Genomic DNA, 19,600 nt, shown 5'->3' with positions numbered 1-19,600 from the left:
TACCTGGAGACGACCTTTTGGGACCTCTATGCTTCTCAGTCAACCAAGCTTTATCTTAGGTCTCTGTGGTGGGGGACTACCAGATTGACCTCCGTGACGGCGATGAGATCGCATTGTCAGTTGATGGGGGCTATATGCCGTGGCCTTTTGCGGCCAGTGAGTCCAGTCGAGTTGGGGCGGTTTTTGTCGATGGTGAGGGATCGTTTTTGTATCCTGGGCTGGGTACTATTGTGAGCCCGGTATGGACTCAGCCGGTGGACATCCCGTATGACTTTGAGATCGGTCCGGAACCCCAGAGGGTGCGAATCCCAGAGGGAGCGGTGGCCATTTTGTTTACGACCCTGGATTTGTGGTATTCAAACAATCACGTGATTGATCCAAGTCAAGGATTTGACGTCAATGTGGTTCTTGAGGTGAAGCGTCGATCTCCATACCCTTCCTTTGACCTATCTGTCGATTCATCGAGTATCGTTTTTAAGCAGATTGTTTTAAACCCTCGCATGGGCCCATACGACGAGTATGCTTACAACCCTGAAGATCAGAGCAATCACGTCTGGGCAAATATGGAGGCAAACTACCCGATTTCGCTCATAGCCGGAAGAGCGGCTTCGGTTGAGGCCGACATTCATTTGTACGGCACTATGCCATCGCCAGAGGTGTTGGGTCCCGAAGCACCAGAGCCGGTTGTGACCTTTGGGGTTGACTACATCCACGAGGACAATAGTGTTACCATTTTGGATACAGTTGAACTGTCCCCGGGAGATTTCACTGGCGAAGTTGGGTGGGAATCCTATCACTACAAAAAGGTTTTTGATCCAGCAATCTTTGGAGCTGGACGGGGCCAAATTCAGTTTAGTGCTGTCGCAAACTATACTATCGAGGAAGTGCGAACAGGGAACAATTATGGCCATCGGCAAATTATCGTCCATAAAACTAAGCCAATTCTTGTCGGGCTCTACAGTATAGTTGCCTTAAACCCATTGACGATGGACCCATGTCTGAAGATTGATCTCGGCAAGTCTTGTTATCTACCTCCTCATCCCGGTTCCTATAGTTTTTTAGAGCAGGAAATGGAGTTGATTCAGAAGATTTTTCCGATACCGGATAACGGTGTAACCTTTTTTGGAGCAACCTATCGGGAAGCGGGGAAGGACGCGAAGGGTGCGGATAGTCTTGTGTGGGACATGAGCAAGCTCAGTCTGATCGCCAAGAAAATTAAAAGTGATCATGGGGGCACAAAAAATGTCTTTATCGCGGGTGTTGTTGACAGATCCTATATGCAGTACCATTCTCAGACAGCTTCAGACCTCGATTTCAGATTAAGTCATGGATTCGGAGAAATGGGGTTTTCTAACGTCGGGTTTGAGGGACTGTTGGTAGCGCCAAATTTGCAAAATAGCTTAGAGACAGGAAAGTTTATTCCAGGCACTTTGGTGCACGAGCTAGCTCACGTATTTGGAGCAAAATTTCATACTGACGAAGAAGGCGCCCCGTTTGTAGATGAATCTGCAGGTGGCTTTGAAGTGGATCTACCGGACCAGATCAAGCCAAAACCTAATGTCATTCAGATCATGGCATCAAAGGGAGGGGGACATCTTGAAGACATGTGGATTGATCCATTTAGTTATGGGGCGATGCTCAGATACCTCAAGTGGCCTTGGTACGACCCCGAGTTGGTCATTGTTAATGGAGTCATGGGTAGAGATGGAGAATTTTCTCTTGTCGACTCGATTCAAGTTTCTCATGGTGATCTGATGGCCTATCCGGAATCGGAGTTTGAATTTGTCGCGCGAAACGGAAGAGGAGAGATGGTGTTTCACAATTATCTGGTGCCAAACTTTCAAGTGTTTGTTGGTGGGTGGAGTAGACCTATGGATCTAAGTGTTGCACCAGTATCTCTAGTTTTCCCCAATCTGCTTGAGATCGATACCTTGGAGCTTACAAGGGCTGGAGATGTAACATTTCGCCTAGACGTTAAGCAACAGGGGCTGTTAACGGCAATTGATCATATCCCGGACTCGGGATTTCGGGTGAGAAACCGAAGATTAATTCGATTGATCAGAGAGCAGATGAACCATAGAGTAGATAAATATCTCTTTTTTAAGGAGAGAGGCAAGAAGTACCAAGCTAGAAAAGAGTTGTGGTTGCTGAAGAAGATCGTGGAAAAGACCGTCCGCGATCACTATGAGGCTGAGAGCCCATTGGATATGCAAAAATCCGAGGTATCGTCGGTGATTAGTGAAACCATGATGTCAGTGAATGCTTGGGAGTAGATAGTGGCGGCAAAGAATTTCTTAAGACTTTATCCGTTTTTAATTTTGTCAGCATTTGGAGTCTTAGGTTTAGCTTCTCAGGGAGAGCCTGCTGATGCTAAGTGTCTGCAAGAGAAGCTGGACTACGACCTTGTTTTTCAAGGGAGGATTGGCTTTCCGGTCACTATTATGGACTCGCCCTCGATGAAGTCGAGTACTAAACCCGATGAGGCCTACGAGAATGTTGGGTTTTATGAGACTAAGATTTGGAAGGGCGAGGCTCGCCCACAGGGGCCATACAATGCGATTCCGATCAGAACGGGAGTAAAGGACTCATACAAGTTCCCGAAATCCGATGACACATATCTGGTCCATGCAACGAAGATGAAGGACGGCTCCTACTTTGTTCACCGGTGTAGTCCAACCCTGTTGCTTAAGGATGCTAAGAGATCGACAAAAATGCTTGGTAGACCGATTTACGAGGAGCGATATCCTTATTACAAAAATTATGATCTGAATGTGGTCTTGAAAAAGTATCGTTCTACAAATAGTGAGGATTCGTTTGATAATTACTGGAGATCGTACGTGGATCGGTATCGATCAGAAACCTACAGGCTTAGCCCTTGCTCTGCTGCAACGCCTGGAGAAGCGGTCTTTATCGGGAGGATATTTAATGTTTCTATCACCGAAGGAAAGAGACCAGGAAAGTTAAATGCATCGAGATTTAGGTTCCCATTTTATCCTTGGAAAATGGTCAATTGGATCATGTTTGACAAGATCGAGATATATTTGGATCTCGAAAAGCAACTTCACAATTCAGTTGTGAAAAGGAGCATTGAACGTCGGCACCTATCTGGCTCAGTGGATCCATGGGAGCAGCCTGTAGTAGTCCTGCGTGAGTTGGACGCGAATAGCTACGAATTTGCAGAGGTATCTTCTAAGTATTACTTGATTCGAGGTTCTTGGCGTGAAAGCGGCGAACTCTATGTAGACAGGTGCTCGGGAACCAAGCCGATCGAAGAGGTTAAAGAGACTGAGCTTAGGGCTCTCGGAAAGGCAATTTTCAAGGCCAAAGACTGCTACACCTGCGCCAAGAGGAATGAAGGAAGCGGAACCTCTAAGGGTAGGTGATCCGACCGGCCTGCTCGATTGTTGGTCCATAAAATCCGTTATCAGTGAAGTCGGACCTGTTCCCGGATAATGGCAGCATGCGGTTTTATGGATCAGCAATTAATGAGGCCAGGTTTTAAGCTATTCCCATGGGTGAGGGAATGGCGTGTTTAAGTGCCTGTTTTGTCGGTAGATTTGGACATTATTCACACGATCATAGTAAAAATATGCAAAATACCATGGTTTTGGCCTTGATTTTTTAATATTTTCCTACGATCATATGAAAATGAACCACAGAATCCAAGTTTCTGAGATACCTCAATTGGGCAAGGCAATCCGGGACGAGAGAAAGGCCCGTCACCTGACCCAGACTCAATTGGCCGACATCGCAGGTGTGAGCCTGAACTTTGTCAGCCAATTGGAGTCGGGTAAACCGCGAGTGCAACTCGATAAGGTCTTAGCCGTCATGGGCGCACTCGGCCTTGAGCTGCAAATTGTTTTTGCCAGTTCTCTGTCTAAGGAAACGAAGTCATGAGTTCCCCCAAAGACATCGAGACTCTTCAGGTCTTCAAAGGCAAGGACTTGGCTGGTGAACTTCGGAGAACAAAGAAGGGCTGTGAGTTCACTTACGACAAGATGTTTTTGTCCAATCCTAACGACATGGGTATTTGTTTTGCCATGCCCAAAAGCCAAAGCAGCTATCGTCATGATGGGGTTAATCTCCCGCCATTTTTTGCTGGTCTCTTGCCAGAAGGCCTCAGGCTTAAAGCGCTCATCAAAGGTCTTAAGACCTCAGAGGACGATCTCTTTACATTACTGGCTGCTATTGGTGATCGCTGCGTGGGTGACGTTTATGTGCGGGGAACAGGCGAGGTCCCGCCAAGGCCGACTCCGCTTAAGCTCTCGGAGGTGGATTTTTATCAGCTGTTTAAAGACAGCCTCGGGGTTGATGTCGTGCAAAGTACGAGTGAGGGACTGGCTGGAGTTCAGGATAAGATCTCAGCGGCAATGATCAGCTTTCCCCTTAATATCGCTAAAAAAGACAAGGCCTATATTCTTAAGCTCAATCCTAAGGGTAAACCCAATCTTCTACAGAACGAGCTGGCCTGCCTGCAGTTGGCAAAAAAGTGTGGTCTTCAAGTAAACAAGGCCAAGTTGGTCAAAGATAAAAATAAAAATCTTGGTCTACTCATCGAGAGGTTTGACCGCCGCCCATCTGATCAGGGAGGGATGGAGATGCTCCATCAGGAAGACGCCTGTCAGCTTCTCGATCTCTATCCCGCCGACAAATACCGCATCTCCTATCGGCAAATCGCCGAGGCTCTAGAGAAATACTCGACGGCCCCTCTGCTTGATCTATTGGCATTGATTCAAGTCTATGCCTTTTCTTATCTCATCGGTAACGGTGACCTTCATGGAAAAAACGTGAGTTTGCAAAGGGATCACAGTAACGGGAGGGCGCAACTGACCCCCTTTTACGACCTCATTTGTACCTACATCTACAAGGATCGAAAAATGGCCCTCAAGCTGGATGGCAAGGATGACAACATCAAACGCAAATCGCTGATTCAGTTTGGTGCCCGCCACGGACTGGCACAAAGGGCCATTGAAGGAATGCTGGATTCCATGCTGGAGAAGTTCGAAAGGCACCACCATCTCATTTTGGAGTTCGAGGGTTTGAAGAAAGCTGACCAATCCCTGCTAAAAAAGATGATCAAAAGTCGGAAGCAAGACCTCGACAGGTAGATCCGGGATCAATTACTTGTTCCCCACTGGCATACAAGATGGGAGTTCCCAACAGCGGATCATGTGTTGGTAGAACTCCCGTTGTTTTTGGTCGATAAAGTCGACCTCATCGGTTTGAAAGAGATCTTCAATCACCCGGTAGTCCATGTGCTGCTCTTCATGGTCAAGCTCTGCCACCAAAGGTTCGCTCTGGACCATCAAACGATTTTTACCGATCGAGGGAATAGCCATGGTTTTTGGCAAGCTGGAACTGAGTCCCACCACGCCGTCGGAATCTTCGCCCACCAATTTAGCGAACGGAATGTACAGGGGGCTTTGAATAGGGGCGTCCCAAGAGGGGAGAATCAACTTGTTGCGCGGTTGAACACCGGAAAAGGCTCTGATGTCGATTCCAGCCGGCAGTCGCAACTGGGCAATAAAGGCATCTACCTTGGGAGTGGTCATTTGCACAATGCCACGCAAATCTACTATCCCGGACAGGGCTTCTGCCGCCTTCTCGGCCAAACGTAAGGGGATAATGCCGTTGGCGATCTTATTGGCTACTTTTGAACCCCTGAGGGGAGTGGACAAAAGAATGATTTTTTTGATTGGGACTTCAAAGCCAATTTCGTTGGTCACATAAAGGGACAGTAGACCTCCCATACTGTGTCCAAGGAGATAAACAGGAGGAGGGTTGCCCTGGTATCGAAGCATGTACTCATTAATTTGGCTGATGGCCCGCCCACCGTTAACTGCGAAATCAGCGGCACTTCCCATGCCTTTGAGAGCGAGAACATCATAGCCCGCCTCGATCATGGTACCCGCCACAGTGGCAGAAAAATAAGGTGACACGGACTCCGGTGGAAGATCATGGGGTGGTATTTCATGGAGAATGCTGCTGCCAAAGCCCGGGATGAGAACCACAAGTGCCTTTGGTGCCGCTCCCGCCAGGTGGCCAGACAGAATCAGTGACAAAAACGCGCTTATATATAGGACTCGCCTCAAGATATCCATATCTCTACCCCCCTCAACATCCCTGGATATTTTTTATGTCCCGGGTCAGCAAATCTGTCAAAGAGATCCGGCAAAGCCCTATCCCGACGCGGTTTGCCGCCCAATCAACTGGGCTATACTCCAGTTGGACCAGGGGCTGGGTCGAGCTCGACGCCGCAGAGCTTAAGTCCTCCTTAATTCGCATTGGGTTCTTTCATCATGACCAAGGTCTAGTTCACATCGGCCTTAGGTCTAGTTCTACTGGACTCGACTCAAGTGCAGCCAGACCTGGCCGAAAGGATTAGCAAGCAGGTAGCAGTACTAAGGTCGCAAACCTTTCAAGAAGACTTGTCTGAGTGACTGCGGACAGGACCTTCGTCTGAGAAAGATCGCAAACCTGGTTTTGCTCCAACGTGTTCAACCAATTGGCCAAGGAATGGCCGGTTTCACTGATGTGCTCAGTAGGTAGAGCCCCGGTGAAATGGGAAGGGATTCCCACAGTGACAAAAGGAGGCCCGTCATGGGACTTACGGTAACAACTAATATCTCCTCTATTGCTGCACAGAACACTCTGTCGCGCAGTCAGAGGGCAATGGACAAGAGCTTCACTCAACTAGCGAGTGGAAGCCGAATTACAAAAGCAGCTGACGATGCTGCCGGACTCTCTATCAGTGAAACATTAAAGTCCACGATTCGTGGCTACACCCAGGCTCAACGCAATGCCAACGATGGTATTTCCATGGTGCAAGTGGCAGAGGGCGGATTGGGTGAAATCAGCAATATCCTGACTCGCATGCGGGAGTTGGGTGTGCAGGCCGCATCCGATACTGTGGGTGACGTAGAAAGAGGTTTCATCGATAAAGAGGTGCAGCAGCTCAAAGCTGAGATTCAGCGTATCGCCGAGTCCACGCGCTTTGGCTCGACTAAATTATTGGATGGTTCAGGAGAAGAATTCTCCTTTCAAGTGGACATTGGTAACGATGACTTCCAGGACAGAATCAACTTTGATTCCAGTGCGCAGGTCGCCACGACTTCAGAACTTGGAGTGGATGGCTTTGAATTTTCCGACAAAGCAGGTGCCCGTGAGGCTCTTGAAGTGTTGGAAACAGCGCAAAGAACAGTGAATGGTCACCGAGCAAATCTGGGTGCCATTCAAAACCGGTTGATTTCGACTACTGAGAATCTGGGAGTGGCGGTTGAGAACTTCTCGGCTGCAAATATGCGGATTCGGGACACAGATGTGGCGCAATCCTCTGCGGAACTTTCGCGCAACAACATCCTGTTGAACGCCTCGATTGGTGTGTTAGCACAGGCCAATCAGACGCCCGCAGCCGCACTGAAATTGATTGGATAATCGAGACTATAAGAAGCGGAAAGACCGGACTCCTTTGGTCTTTCCGGTGCTTTACCTACCCAGAGGGCTGATCATTTGCCCTCTGGGGTACCTAATTTGGGTGCAGCAAAAGTAAAGCGGTTAGGGGACGAAGGGCCAAAATCGCCCTGAAAGCCTTAGTTTGAGACACAGTTGTGCCGATAGGGGGGTCGTATGAACATAAAATCTATCCTCCCAACAATCTCTGCTCTCGATGCTCGCATCAAGACGGACCAACCGAAAGAAATGGTCCTGGAGGAAAGTCGAGACCGCGATCCAAATGGTCGTCAGGAGAGAGGGGAAGAGCATCCCCATCGTCAAATGACTGACGAGGAGTTGGCCAAGGCTCTGGAGATAATCAAAGGGCTGCCTGGATTATCGGCCAGTTCTCTACGTGTTCGTTTGGTCAAGTCGGAAAATTTTTCCATTGTCCTGCTTGAAGGTCCTAATGGCGAGACCATTCGCCGCCTGACCGAGGCAGACCTCTGGCAAGTTCTCGCAAACCAGGAAAAAAAGACCGGTCAGATTCTTGACAAAGCCATGTGAAACCCAGACTGGTAGCGGGTTTTAGCCCATTAGTCTAAGCCATATTATTGACTCATATTTTTTCTTCGTTCCAGGTGATAATGAAAGAACGGCTCGTTCACCCGTGTCAGGAGGACTGTGGTGCCGGCGATTACGTTTGGAGGAATGGCTTCTGGTTTACCACCTAATTTGGTGGACCAATTGGTGGAAGCAGAACGCATTCCAATCAAAAACCTAGAGGCGAAAAAGACTAAGATTGAGACTCGTCTTGGTTTGGTCACGGATCTGGAGGAGAAACTCTCCAAGATCAATGCCTCCATTGGTACGCTGGCCTCTACTCGCGGATTCAATGACATCAAAGTTCTTTCCGGTGATCCTAACATCATTCAGGGCTCAGTGGACCCATCAGCTAGCGTTAGTGGCAGCTGGAATATCGAGGTCATGGAGTTAGCGCAAAAAGCTTCGGCTGTGACCAATGGATTTCCCGATAAGGATCGAACCGAAATTGGTGTCGGTTACTTTCGCTTTGAGACACCCGATGGAGACAAGGAAGTCTACATCAATGGCTCCAATAACACTCTTGAGGGGGCGGCAGCTGCCATTAATGGTTCCGGTGTCGGTGTGAGAGCCGCAGTGATCAACGACCGCAATGATCCCGATTATCCCTATCGCCTGATGATTTCCGGAGACAGTGTCGGGGGAGATAATCAGATCCAGTATCCCACTCTTTACTTTTTGGATGGCGATCAGGATTTGTACTTTGATGACCAGCGCGAGGCGCGCAACGGTGTGATCAAAGTCGACGGATTTGAGTTTGCCATAGACGACAACACGGTGACCGATATCATCCCCGGCGTGACTTTGGAGATCAAGCAGGCCTCCCCCGGGCGTCAAGTTAACGTAACCGTTAAAGAGGATCAGGAAGTGGTGGCCGGCAAGGTCGACGAATTCGTTAAGGCCATGAATGAGGTTTTCTCTTTTATTCAGGCCCAAAACAGATTGGAAGCCAACACAGATACAACGAAAACTCTCGGCGGTGATGGTCTGCTCAGGGGTATCGAAAACCGCATGCGTCGATTAGTGCAAAACAGCCAAGTGGGAATTGAGGGGCCCATCCGCCGCCTTAATCAAATCGGCATTGAATTCACCCGCAGCGGAACGCTGAAGTTCGATCAGGACAAGTTCAATATGGTGTTGGCCAAGGACCCGGCAGCTGTTCAGCAGTTTTTTGCCGGAGATGGATTCAATGTGGGGTTCATTCCAAGCCTAAAGGCGACCCTGACATCAGTTACCAACACCACCTTTGGTCCTTTGGCTCTGCGTAAGAAATCACTGCAGGACAATATTCGCCGGGTGGATGGAAACATTGAAAACAAAGAGAAAATGTTAGTGCGCAAAGAGGCCAACCTTAGACGAAAGTTTGCCAACCTGGAGGAGACCATGTCTCGACTGAAGGCCCAGGGTGGACAGTTGGCGGCCATGGGTGCCGGCGGGGCTGGTCTAAAAATCGGGGGTTAGATCTGAGTTGAGTTAAGTTTCGTAATGAAACACCGATGGGTATGAATGGATATGTTGAAAGGTCTTGGACGAGAATGAAGAACGGTTATCAGCAATACAAAAAGACATCTATTGAAAGTGCTAGCCGCGAAAAGCTTCTCTTGATGATGTACGAGGGAGCCATTAAGTACGTCAAAAGGGCGCAGATTGCCATCGACAAAAGGGACATCGCCGAACGGGGTGCCAATATTGGTCGGGCTTTCGACATCGTTATTGAGCTGAACAACACCCTCAATCATGAAGTTGGGGGAGAGGTGGCCAAGAATTTGGAGCAGCTGTATATGTTCATCACCGATCAGCTGACACAGGCCAATATTACGGGTAATCGCGAGTACCTGGATCACGCTCTCAAAGTCTTGCAGACGTTACACGAGGGTTGGGTACAGGCCATTGAAAAATTAAAAAGGGAAGAACAGGTTAAGTAGGGGACTGCCAAGGAGGGTTGCGTATGAAAGAAATCATCGATCTGTTAGAAGATAAGAACTGTCATCTTGAGAAATTCTATCGCCTCAATGAGTGCGAGTTACTCAACTTTGCCGAGGGCAACTTTGACAATCTGGAGAGCTTTTATCACTCCCGGGAGTCTCTGCTTGAAATGATTCATAAGATTGACAAGTTGATTGAGGAGTCCAATACCGGACCAATCGAACAGGTTGGCGTTTCCGACAGCGACAAGAAGCTCATGCTAGAGGCCATCTCCTACAAGAATGAACTGGTAACCCGAATCCTGGCTCAGGATCTTCAGATTCTTTCGATCATTGAGAAGACCAAGTCGGGAATCATCAAGGAACTTTCGAGTGTTCGTGCCGCGCGAAAGGCTATGAAGGGTTATCACTCTGGTGGTGGTTCCAGTCAGTTGGACGAAAAGGCATAGGCCGCAAACTGATTAATCGTGCGCACTCCTTCAGTTGATCTTCCCCAAACGGCTGGGTTTGACTCATAAGCCCAGCCAAAAACCTGACGCTCTCTTATTGTAAGAGTCAAATCTCCGTCATCAAATTGACTTCACTTAGGCCTGAATTGGTTCCTGGCGATGGCACTGGAGTTGCTCCCTTCAATTGGTGGAGGGATTTCCCATGTCTAGACTTGAGTCCGAACGTCATTCACGATCATTTTCAATCAAGAACGAACAATCGACTGACGAGGTCCAGCGGTTTCCCATTAAAGAGGAAAAGATGCGAGCTCTTCCGATCACTCGGTCCGTTGAGGCAGTTGAGGCCTTTGACAGGGAGCAGGAGAGTCCCCCCGTTGCTGCCCCTTCCGATGCGCAGAGCTGCCAGGAGCCCGAGCTCCTTAATAATGCAAAAATTCTTCTTCAGGCCCGCGAGTATCGTCTGGTTCAAAGTTTGTTGCGCAAAGTATTGGCCAAAAACTCCAGGCACAAACTGGCAATCAAGTGGATGGGTGATGCCCTCAAAGGTGAAGGGCACTTGGATGAGGCCGCCCGATGCTATTCGGAGCTGCTGCGAATCGAAGAGAACACAGAGAATCACCTCAGGGCCGCCGAGGTCTATTATGAGATGGGACAAGACGAAGAGGCCCTCAATCACTACTTTCAGGCCTTAGAGGGGCTGCGTGGTGAGGAGCCTGAGCTGTTTGAGATCTTCAAAAATGTGGGCAACATTCAGGTACGTTCAGGCGATTACGAGTCAGCCGAAGAAAACTACAATCGGGCCTACACTCTCAATCCTCATTCCGACACCTTGCTGGTGAACTACGGAACTTTAGAGATTCAACGGGGGGACCTGGAACGGGCCGTTTCCCGTTTTCGTCAGGCAGTGGAATTGAACCCGGCCAGTGACAAGGCTTGGGTGGGGTTGGCTTTAGTTCACCGTCAGTTTGGCGACCTGGAGTTGAGTTGGGGTAATTTGGAAAGATCCATGGACCTAAATCCGGAGAATGAAACGGCCTTGAATCTGGCCATTGAATGGGCACTTAAGGATGGCCGGATGGCTCAGCTCATTGATCGACTGGAGAACTATCTTCAGCGCCGTGATCAGGACGCAGCCAAAAGCTTAACTCTGGCGAAGCTTCTATATAGTTCCGGCCGTTTTCGCCAGGCTTCGATTGAATTAGAAAGAACTTTGCTCCTTGAACCAACTTCGTCCCAGGCCCTGACTCTCAAGAGCATGGTGGATGGAGAGTTAAAGAGGCAAAAAGAAAGGTTTAACTGAATTCATGGAAGAGCTCTACGCCAAGTCTGGTGACCGGGTTCTGCGGATCGGTGAGAAGTACCTTTGCTCCCGGATAGATCCCAAAGTCGAGGCCGAACGTTGGTTGGCCGGACATCGTGACCAGATTACAAAAAGCAAGGGGTTGGTTATTCTTGGTCTCGGGGCTGGTTATCACGTGGCTCTGCTGAGAAAGCGTTATCCTACAAAGCAGATAGTAATATTTGAACAAAGTGAGCGCTGTCGGCAGTTTGCCGAAAAGCTCTTTCCATTAGAATTGTTTGATACTCCTATTCTGACCGGCAACGACGAGAGTGCCATCACCGAGGATCACTCAGTTCAGAGATTGTTAGCGGCCAGGTATTCGATCCTCAGTCATCCAGCCTCGGTTGATTTGAATTTAGCGTGGTACGAAAAAATCAGGGAGCAACTCCTTGGTCGAACGCTCAGCGGTTTTCGGTTGCAGTTGGCCTCTCATCCCAGCTTCAGTTCCATGGGTCAGAAGCCTTTGTTGTGGCTCAATGAGGTTCCGGTTAACTGGCGCATATTTGATCCTATGGACTCTGGTGGCCCAGAGGAGATTTCGGATCAGGACTTTTTTATTATTAAAACACTGAGGGAGCTCATTAAATGAAAGTACTCTTAGTGAGTCTGTTGCGCATTGGTGACACGCTGTTGGCACTACCCCTGTTGGAGTCCATGCGCAAATCCAACCCTGAAATCGAAATTCATATTCTCGTTAATAGAGGCTCGGCCCTGCTAAAGCCGCTTATGCCCTTTGCCACCTTTCACTACTTTGAACGAGACGAGTTGCAAAAAGGGCTGGGTGAATATAATCGTCCCTTCTTTGATTCCTATTTCATGCTTCGCGACCTGATTGATGAGCTAAATCAGGAGAAGTTCGACCGCCTGATCAACGTCACCCAAAACAGGTTGAGTGGTTGGCTATGTGGGGCCCTTGATGCGCGTGAAAAAGCAGGACTGATCCTGAATCGCAACGGGGTGCCGAGTTTTGGTTCCACCTGGTTTAATTACCTTAACGATTATGTGGCTGCTGGTGGCAAGGAGATATTTCACTATAGCGATATCTTTTGCTATGGCGCCGGAGTGAGTCCAGTCAACCGCTACAGTCTGGCTGAGAGTCAGGAAGGTCGGGAAGAGGCTGAACTCATTTTCGGTGGCCACTCAGGGCCCCGATATTTGGTCCAGGCCTTAACCAGTGATGCAAAGAAGAACTGGTCAACTGAGGCGTGGAGTGAGTCTTTGCGGCTTTTGCAGGTCAAAAACCCCCAGGCTCGATTCTATTTGCTCGGAGCTCCTTTTGAGGAGAAATCCCTTTTGGCTCTTCAGGAACTCTGTCTGCAGAAATCCGTAAAGGCTGAATTAGCTCTTTGTAGTTTTGCAGGTGCCTATAGCCTGCTATGCCGGGCTGATTTGCTTCTCACGGGAGACACCAGCATCAAGCATTTGGCATCAGCGACGGACTGTCCGGTGTTGGAAATCAGTTTGGGGAGTAGCGACTATCGAAAAACGGGAATTTATCGGAAGGGAAATCTCATTGTTCAAAGCAAGGAACCCTGTGCCCCCTGCCAGCACTCAGTGAGCTGTGGATTTGAAAGCCACCGCTGTGGTGACCGTCTGTCGCCGGAGCTCATTGCTCTAGCGGCGGAGGCACTTTTGAACGGCAATAGAAAATCCTTATTGCTATTGACCCGCGAATTCGCCTCGGAGGCCGAAATTTTAGTAAGTGACTTTTCCTCTTCGGGCTATTGGATGGCCGAGGCCATTGGCGATCGCCCTGGAGTGGCGACGATCAAGCGATGGATCGAACGATCCACCTGGAAAATGATGCTGGAAAAGGAACACCTCAGGCCTGTGGGTGAATTTGGCAGCGAGGGCCGTCGTCTCTATATGTCGGTCACCCAGGCTCATCCAAAATTCAAAAAAGAAGATATCAAAAAGAGTCTGTTGGCTCTGGAGAGAGAAGCCACTCTCACGGAAAACGTGGTTGGTGGCTTACTTAACAAAAGTCGCAGGTTGGGGAGCAGTCGTGATAGCGAGGTGGCATTGAAGGGCATGATCGATCTCCTGTATGAGGAGTGTGATCGGGACGACAGCGGTCGTGTATTATTGTCCTATTTGTCCTCTTTGGGCGGAGCTCAACGAGACGGCCTACCGGATTTGGCCAGACTGCGTCGCATCCGAGGGATGCTTGAAGAAGTGAAACACAAATCCACGATACGAATGAAACTCATTCGCTCAATGCAAAGCCAATCAATGGAGATGTTATGAAGAAAGCTGAAGGCGAACTGCGCGAAGCCCTAAAGAAGCTAGAAGAGTCGGGTCGAAAAATTGTAGAGACCCGTGGCTACACCAAGGAAGTGGAAAAAATTAGAATGCTCGAAGAGCTCATCAGGGAGCAGTTAAAAAATGAAAATTCTGATTACTCAACTCGCTCGGTTCGGTGACATTTATCAGTCCTGGCCAACGATTCGCGCGGTAAAAAGAAAATATCCCCAGGCCGAGGTACACCTGCTGGTCAGAAAGCGCTTTGCGGCCGCACTTGAGGGAGTGGGCATTGAGTGCACTGTTCATCAAATGGACACGGCCCATCTCCTGGAACCGGTCTACGGCGTTCGCACCAGTACTGGTGCCTCTCTTAGGAGATTGAGCGAATGGGTCGATCGGCTAGGGGAAATTGGCTTTGATGAAATTATTAACCTGAGTTTTTCGCCATTCTCCAGTTATCTCTCCCGCTCCCTTAGTCGGGAGAACACGGTGGTCAGAGGTTACACCCGTTTTGATGATGGATTTCTGGCTATTCCTGATGACGCCAGTGCTTACTTCTACGCTCAAGTTGGTGTCGGTCGGCACAATCGCGTTCACCTGGCTGAGCTCTTTGCTTCGGTTGCTGAAGTGGATGTTCAGGACAGTGACTGGACTCTCTTGGACTATCAGAGAAACCCTGGGCAAAAGGACCGAATTTTTGAATCTCATGAAATTCCCACCCGCGATCCCTACTTAGTTCTCCATGTAGGGGCTAGCGATTCACATAAGACTCTCAGCGCTGAGCGGTGGTCAGCGACGTGCAGGCGATTATTGCAGTGGTGGCAGGGGCGAATTATTTTAGTGGGCAGTCCCAGTGAAGTTTTGATTGGACAAAGAATCTTGGAGGGGGTTTGCTCCTCGCGCGTCCACAGTCTCGTGGGCAAAACGCGATTGAGCGAACTGTTCCCTCTCCTGTCCTCGGCGCGGATAGTAATTGGTGGCGATAGTGTGGTCATGCAAATGGCCTCCCTGGCGCAGGTGGAGTGTTTGAACGTTTCATTTCCGACAGTCAACTTTTGGGAAACTGGCCCCAAAGAGCCAGGTTCCCGGATTCTTTTGGTCGGCGGTAGCCAGGCCCCCAACCCTGAAAGTATGGCCAAGGAGATTTGGCACTTGTTGGAAGGCCTGACCCCGGAAGGTGACGTAGCTTTTGCCACAGGCGAGAGTCCAGTTTGGTTTGAGCACAGCGGGATCTCAGCCAACACGGAGTTCTCTTGGGATTTGATTCGCGCTATTTACCTGGGTGCTGATTTTCCCGCACCACCATCGACTCTGGCGGTTCATGGTTTTCACCGCATTTACGAATTGGCGGAGCTGGCCATTGCTCAAATTGAGGTGATTCACAATGAAGGGGCACGAGCTGTCGCCGCAGAAATTCTTGGTCAGGTGGACGGACTAATGGGCAGCGTTCGGCGCATGGTCCCCGACTTAGATCCCCTAATCTCCTGGTTTGAAACTGAAAAGATTCGCATTGGCCCGTCATCTGTTGTGGAATTGGCAGAACAGACTCGGCGGATTTTTGAGTCCCTTAAAATGGTCGCCAGTCTTTACATGGGACGTGAGGGAATAGGAATTCACGGATTGGAGGAAGGTCATGCAGACGACAACTTGGTCAGCTGAGGAAATTAGGAGCCAGTTTGATCAGTGTGAATCGCTTGCCGATGTGATTCGTGCTATCGAGGACCGTCTGTGGCAGGTGGGCGAGGTGGTTTGTGAAATTCGAGTCAATGGCATGTTTTTGGATGAGAGCGATGAAGAGAGATTTGCCAAGGAGAAGCTGGCCGGAGTGGAGAGGCTTGAGGTAAAAACTCAGCGCCCCAAGGAGTTATTGGGACAGACTGTGACGACAGCCAAAGCCTACATCCCGAAGATCAAGGAGAGCTCGGTTTTGGCGGCTGGCCATATGCAGACAGGTGACTTTCAAAAGGGGCATCAGCTGCTCTCACAAATACTCGACTCCAGTCGTTGGTTAATTGATGCCCTATTCCTGATTAAAAAGAGTTGTCAGGACTGGGCTGAAGTCGGAGTGGCAGAAGAAGAATGGCGCCGAGCTGAACTTCAATTTGCCGATGTCGTCCGCACTCTGTACTCCGCATTTGAAAGCAATGACAAGGTCTTGTTGGCTGACTATCTAGAGTATGAGATGAGCAACGCTCTCGATAAATGGCTTGAGGTTTTATCCCGGGTCGATAAAATGGTAGACGAGGAGCTGGAGCACTGAGTCTGCCAGGAACATGGCCGAAGATAATATTGTCCAGGCATTAGCCCAAAGTCGAATTCTCTGGGCGGAGGAGTCGCCAGACGCTCCCTCTTTGGACACCTTTCAAAAAATTTCCCGACAAGTTCAGCCGGCCCAGATTGTTCGCATCAGTGGATTCGATGAGGCCTTGGTTCGCTTGGGTGAGGCTGATATTTCGTTGGCTGTTGCCATAAGCTCCGGGAGATTTGATTCGGCGGTAGATTTCTTGGCGAGCGCCAGGGAACTTCGCCCTGATGTGCCTCGGATTCTTCTTTTGAATGAAGACAGTCCCGAGGCATTGAGCGAAGCTGTGAATCGAGCGGGGGTCTATGGAGTCATATCTGCTGGAGGCTCAGAGGTTGAGCTGTCGGCTCTGGTTTTTGAATCAATCCGCCTAAAAGAAAAGCAGGAAGACCGAACCAGCCTGGTAAGGCGGATTAAGGCGCAGAACAGAGACCTGGAAGAGCTGACCTCGGGACAGACGGAGTTGGTTCGCGAGAGAACCCGGGAGCTTCAGTCGTCCAAGTCAGAGGCAGAGAGTAAAGTCACGGAAATCAGTCGTCTGATCCGCTTTGTAAAGGATTTAGCAGGGCTAGTGGCTGTTGAGGAATTGGTGGAATTGCTAAGGGAGGAAACCAAACCCTTTCATCAGGTTCGTGACCCCATATTGGCCTACGTGCTTAGCAACCAAAACCGCCGTCTCTTACACATTCGGGCCGGAAAAGTTCACATCAGCCACGCAAGGAATCCTTGGCCTCAGGGGTTGCGATTGCGGCTCAATGAAAAGGCGGACAGTCAGTACCTGGCCAATGCCTTTTCAAGACCCTTTGGCAAGGTCTTGGCCATTCCTCTTCCTTCGGGAAAGAAGCCCTTAGCGGACGACAAGTTTGAAGTGGCGGTGATGTTTTTTGAACACTCCCTACAAGATCGAGCCCAGGAGCAGTTTATTAAATTTCTGTCCGCCCGTCTTCAGCCCTTGAGCATTGCCCTTGATCGAATTCTGTTGGAGCAGGAACTGCGCAATACTTCTCACCTGTGGGAGCAGACCTTTGACGGCATTGATGACCCCGTGGCCATTGTGGATATGGACTTCAACCTCTTGCTATCTAACAAGACATTTACCAACCAGAGTGAGAGACCTCATAAATGCTATCAGCAGTTTCAGGGACGGGGAGACGTTTGCTCTGGGTGTCCTGTACCGGCTGCGCTTGAGGGGCCAGGCCCACAGCAGTCCATGGTGAAAAAGGGCAACCAAATTTTTGAGGTTCATTCTTATCCTATTCGCCTCTATGACGAAGGCCATCCGACCACAGTAGTGAATCACTATCTGGACATCACGCGGGCCCATGATCTGCAAAGTCGCATGGTACAAAATGAAAAGATGGCTGCCGTCGGCCACTTGGCTGGGCACATAGCCCACGAGCTGAATAATCCACTGACTGGCATTCGCTCCACGGCCCAGATCCTACTTCATGATCGGACTCCTGGGAACTCCCTGTATTCGGATCTGGTTGAGGTAGAGAAGGCGGCTGCCCGCTGTCAGTCCATCATCCGCAACCTTCTTGAATTCTCCCGTGGCAGTCACGCCATGCCTTTGAAGGTGGTGGGCTTAAACGAGATTGTAACCAAAACTCTGCCTTTACTTAAGACCGCCATGAATCCCTTTATAAAGGAAATTGAATTGAGTGAAGACGACACGAGTGTCAAAGTCGAACCTCAGTTGGTACAGCAGGTTGTGTTTAATATTGTCAATAACGCCTGTCAGGCCATGGAAGATGGGGGGACCTTGTGGATTTCCACCGAAACGGGTATGGAAGATGGCAAGCCCTACGTGGATTTTCGCGTGCGCGATTCAGGGAAGGGCATTCCCGAGGAAATTCAGGAGAGCATTTTTGACCCGTTCTTTACCACCAAAGCCGAAGGCAAAGGAACCGGCCTGGGTTTAAGTATGAGTCGCAAGGTGGTACAGGAGTTTGGCGGTAGCATTTGGGTGTGGAGTGATGGAAAAAATGGAACCGAATTCACCGTTCGGCTTCCCCAGGCGGGAGATGAGGAGTGAGAATTCTGATAGTCGACGATGAACCTCTAGTGCGACGGGCGCTAAAACGTGTGGCAGAGATGAAGGGCCACGAGGTGCTGGAAGCCGAGAATGGAACCCAGGGCCTTGAGGTTTGGCGGCGCGAAAATCCCAGGTTGGTATTTTTAGACGTCCTCATGCCGGGGTTGAGTGGCCCTCAGGTCATGAAGGAGATTGGTACCGATCACAATGCAAAAGTTATTTTGATTTCCGCCTATTCCGGTGAGTACAATCTGGAAGCAGCCAAATCGATTGGGGCGGATATGTTTGTGCCCAAACCATTTGATGACATCTTTGTCATATTTGAAACCGCTGAGAGACTGTGTCAATGAACAGCCAACCCGTCGTTCGCAAAAAGGTTTCTCCTTACCCCATTGATCTGAATGTTCAGCGTGAGGGTAAGGTGGTGACCATGAAGATCCTTAAGCTTACCGAGCGCGGGATGATAGTGGACACCACGGGCATTATCTTGAAGGTGGCGTCGTCCCTTCCAGAAGCCAGCTTTACAATTCCATTGACGGAAGTGGTGATCGCCGGGCCATTGAGGGTGATTAAAAATTACGACCGAACCTTGATCGATGGAGAAAAGAACCGTAGTGTGCAGCGATTGACGGAGTTTCACTTTCTTCAGCTTTCCGATCAGCACCGTCAGGAGATTCGGGGCTTTCTCGTGCGAATCAAGCAGGTGGCACCTTAATGCGCATCATTGCCGGAAAATATAGGGGTCGGAAGCTGGTGAGCTTTCAGGCCGGGCATATTCGCCCTACGACGGATAGAGTCAAGGAGAGCCTCTTTAACAAGATTGCACCTTATATCGAGGGTGCCCGGGTCTTGGACTTGTTTGCCGGGACGGGAAATCTGGGTATTGAGGCCCTTTCCAGGGGGGCGGCGGAGGTGGTGTTTGTAGAAAAAAGTGGAAGGTCTCTACAAATTCTTAAGAAAAACCTCACAACACTTGGCATTAATGAAGACGTGAAAGTTGTAAAAGACGATGTCTTTAAATTTGTAAAAAAATGGGATGGTGCTCCTTTTGATGTGGTCTTGGCGGATCCTCCTTTTACGGAAAAAATAGCCCATCCTGTAATGGAGATTTTGGCTCAATTCCCTCTGGTGACCCCAGAGGGACTGATTGTCATCGAATCCAGTCACCAAGAGCCTATTGGCGAAAATTACCCACCCTATAATTTCTTGGATCGCCGTAGCTTTGGTGATAAAAATGTTTCGTTCTTCAGTATGCCGGAGAAGTGAAAT

General features: G+C 49.5%; 20 protein-coding genes. 19 read left to right on the top strand and 1 reads right to left on the bottom strand.

Features of this window, described 5'->3' with window-relative positions:
* Nucleotides 1-68: 68 nt before the first annotated feature.
* From H6624_10935 to H6624_10920, 4 genes are all read left to right on the top strand, one after another.
* Entirely contained in the window at nucleotides 69-2,273 is a 2,205-nt protein-coding gene (locus H6624_10935) for a hypothetical protein (protein ID MCB9084852.1), read from the top strand.
* A 3-nt stretch (nucleotides 2,274-2,276) separates the two neighbouring features.
* Entirely contained in the window at nucleotides 2,277-3,383 is a 1,107-nt protein-coding gene (locus H6624_10930; GenBank protein ID MCB9084851.1) for a hypothetical protein, read from the top strand.
* A gap of 265 nt (nucleotides 3,384-3,648) precedes the next feature.
* Complete coding sequence (locus H6624_10925) at nucleotides 3,649-3,897, top strand: helix-turn-helix transcriptional regulator (GenBank protein ID MCB9084850.1); 249 nt, start codon at nucleotides 3,649-3,651, stop codon at nucleotides 3,895-3,897.
* The gene (locus H6624_10920) at nucleotides 3,894-5,108 is read left to right on the top strand and encodes a HipA domain-containing protein (protein ID MCB9084849.1); all 1,215 of its coding nucleotides are present in this window, start codon (nucleotides 3,894-3,896) and stop codon (nucleotides 5,106-5,108) included. The genes H6624_10925 and H6624_10920 overlap by 4 nt, the downstream gene beginning before the upstream one ends.
* 12 nt (nucleotides 5,109-5,120) lie before the next feature.
* Here H6624_10920 and H6624_10915 read toward each other — a convergent pair whose 3' ends face one another.
* A complete protein-coding gene (locus H6624_10915; GenBank protein MCB9084848.1) occupies nucleotides 5,121-6,101 on the bottom strand; it encodes an alpha/beta fold hydrolase in 981 nt (326 codons plus the stop codon).
* Nucleotides 6,102-6,600: 499 nt separating this feature from the next.
* Between H6624_10915 and H6624_10910 the strand changes: the two genes are divergently transcribed.
* The 15 genes from H6624_10910 to rsmD all read left to right on the top strand — a co-directional run bounded on the left by H6624_10910 (nucleotide 6,601) and on the right by rsmD (nucleotide 19,597).
* Nucleotides 6,601-7,434: a flagellin FliC gene (locus H6624_10910; protein ID MCB9084847.1), complete on the top strand. Its 834-nt coding sequence runs from the start codon at nucleotides 6,601-6,603 to the stop codon at nucleotides 7,432-7,434.
* A 192-nt stretch (nucleotides 7,435-7,626) separates the two neighbouring features.
* Nucleotides 7,627-7,998 (top strand): hypothetical protein, encoded by a 372-nt coding sequence (locus tag H6624_10905; protein ID MCB9084846.1) that lies wholly within the window; start codon nucleotides 7,627-7,629, stop codon nucleotides 7,996-7,998.
* A 144-nt stretch (nucleotides 7,999-8,142) separates the two neighbouring features.
* Nucleotides 8,143-9,495, top strand: a complete 1,353-nt coding sequence (gene fliD / locus H6624_10900) for a flagellar filament capping protein FliD (GenBank protein ID MCB9084845.1) — start codon at nucleotides 8,143-8,145, stop codon at nucleotides 9,493-9,495.
* Between the two features lie 74 nt (nucleotides 9,496-9,569).
* Nucleotides 9,570-9,959, top strand: coding sequence for a flagellar export chaperone FliS (gene fliS / locus H6624_10895; protein MCB9084844.1), 390 nt, complete (start codon nucleotides 9,570-9,572; stop codon nucleotides 9,957-9,959).
* Nucleotides 9,960-9,982: 23 nt separating this feature from the next.
* Nucleotides 9,983-10,408, top strand: a complete 426-nt coding sequence (locus H6624_10890) for a hypothetical protein (GenBank protein MCB9084843.1) — start codon at nucleotides 9,983-9,985, stop codon at nucleotides 10,406-10,408.
* A gap of 202 nt (nucleotides 10,409-10,610) precedes the next feature.
* Complete coding sequence (locus H6624_10885) at nucleotides 10,611-11,708, top strand: tetratricopeptide repeat protein (GenBank protein MCB9084842.1); 1,098 nt, start codon at nucleotides 10,611-10,613, stop codon at nucleotides 11,706-11,708.
* A 4-nt stretch (nucleotides 11,709-11,712) separates the two neighbouring features.
* Nucleotides 11,713-12,339: a hypothetical protein gene (locus H6624_10880; GenBank protein ID MCB9084841.1), complete on the top strand. Its 627-nt coding sequence runs from the start codon at nucleotides 11,713-11,715 to the stop codon at nucleotides 12,337-12,339.
* On the top strand, nucleotides 12,336-13,997 hold the full coding sequence (locus H6624_10875; protein ID MCB9084840.1) for a glycosyltransferase family 9 protein: 1,662 nt from the start codon (nucleotides 12,336-12,338) through the stop codon (nucleotides 13,995-13,997). The genes H6624_10880 and H6624_10875 overlap by 4 nt, the downstream gene beginning before the upstream one ends.
* Nucleotides 13,994-14,173: a hypothetical protein gene (locus H6624_10870; GenBank protein MCB9084839.1), complete on the top strand. Its 180-nt coding sequence runs from the start codon at nucleotides 13,994-13,996 to the stop codon at nucleotides 14,171-14,173. The genes H6624_10875 and H6624_10870 overlap by 4 nt, the downstream gene beginning before the upstream one ends.
* Entirely contained in the window at nucleotides 14,136-15,653 is a 1,518-nt protein-coding gene (locus tag H6624_10865) for a glycosyltransferase family 9 protein (protein ID MCB9084838.1), read from the top strand. Before H6624_10870 ends, H6624_10865 begins: the two co-directional genes overlap by 38 nt.
* Nucleotides 15,628-16,254, top strand: coding sequence for a hypothetical protein (locus tag H6624_10860; GenBank protein ID MCB9084837.1), 627 nt, complete (start codon nucleotides 15,628-15,630; stop codon nucleotides 16,252-16,254). The genes H6624_10865 and H6624_10860 overlap by 26 nt, the downstream gene beginning before the upstream one ends.
* Nucleotides 16,255-16,267: 13 nt before the next feature.
* The gene (locus H6624_10855; GenBank protein MCB9084836.1) at nucleotides 16,268-18,331 is read left to right on the top strand and encodes a PAS domain-containing sensor histidine kinase; all 2,064 of its coding nucleotides are present in this window, start codon (nucleotides 16,268-16,270) and stop codon (nucleotides 18,329-18,331) included.
* A complete protein-coding gene (locus tag H6624_10850; GenBank protein MCB9084835.1) occupies nucleotides 18,328-18,681 on the top strand; it encodes a response regulator in 354 nt (117 codons plus the stop codon). Before H6624_10855 ends, H6624_10850 begins: the two co-directional genes overlap by 4 nt.
* Complete coding sequence (locus H6624_10845) at nucleotides 18,678-19,046, top strand: hypothetical protein (GenBank protein ID MCB9084834.1); 369 nt, start codon at nucleotides 18,678-18,680, stop codon at nucleotides 19,044-19,046. The genes H6624_10850 and H6624_10845 overlap by 4 nt, the downstream gene beginning before the upstream one ends.
* A complete protein-coding gene (gene rsmD / locus H6624_10840; protein ID MCB9084833.1) occupies nucleotides 19,046-19,597 on the top strand; it encodes a 16S rRNA (guanine(966)-N(2))-methyltransferase RsmD in 552 nt (183 codons plus the stop codon). Before H6624_10845 ends, rsmD begins: the two co-directional genes overlap by 1 nt.
* Nucleotides 19,598-19,600 lie beyond the last annotated feature (3 nt).

This window comes from Pseudobdellovibrionaceae bacterium (assembly GCA_020635075.1).
Lineage (GTDB): Bacteria > Bdellovibrionota > Bdellovibrionia > Bdellovibrionales > UBA1609 > JADZEO01.
Note: the sequence above shows the minus strand (reverse complement) of the source record. Positions and strands in the feature narration are given on the sequence as shown.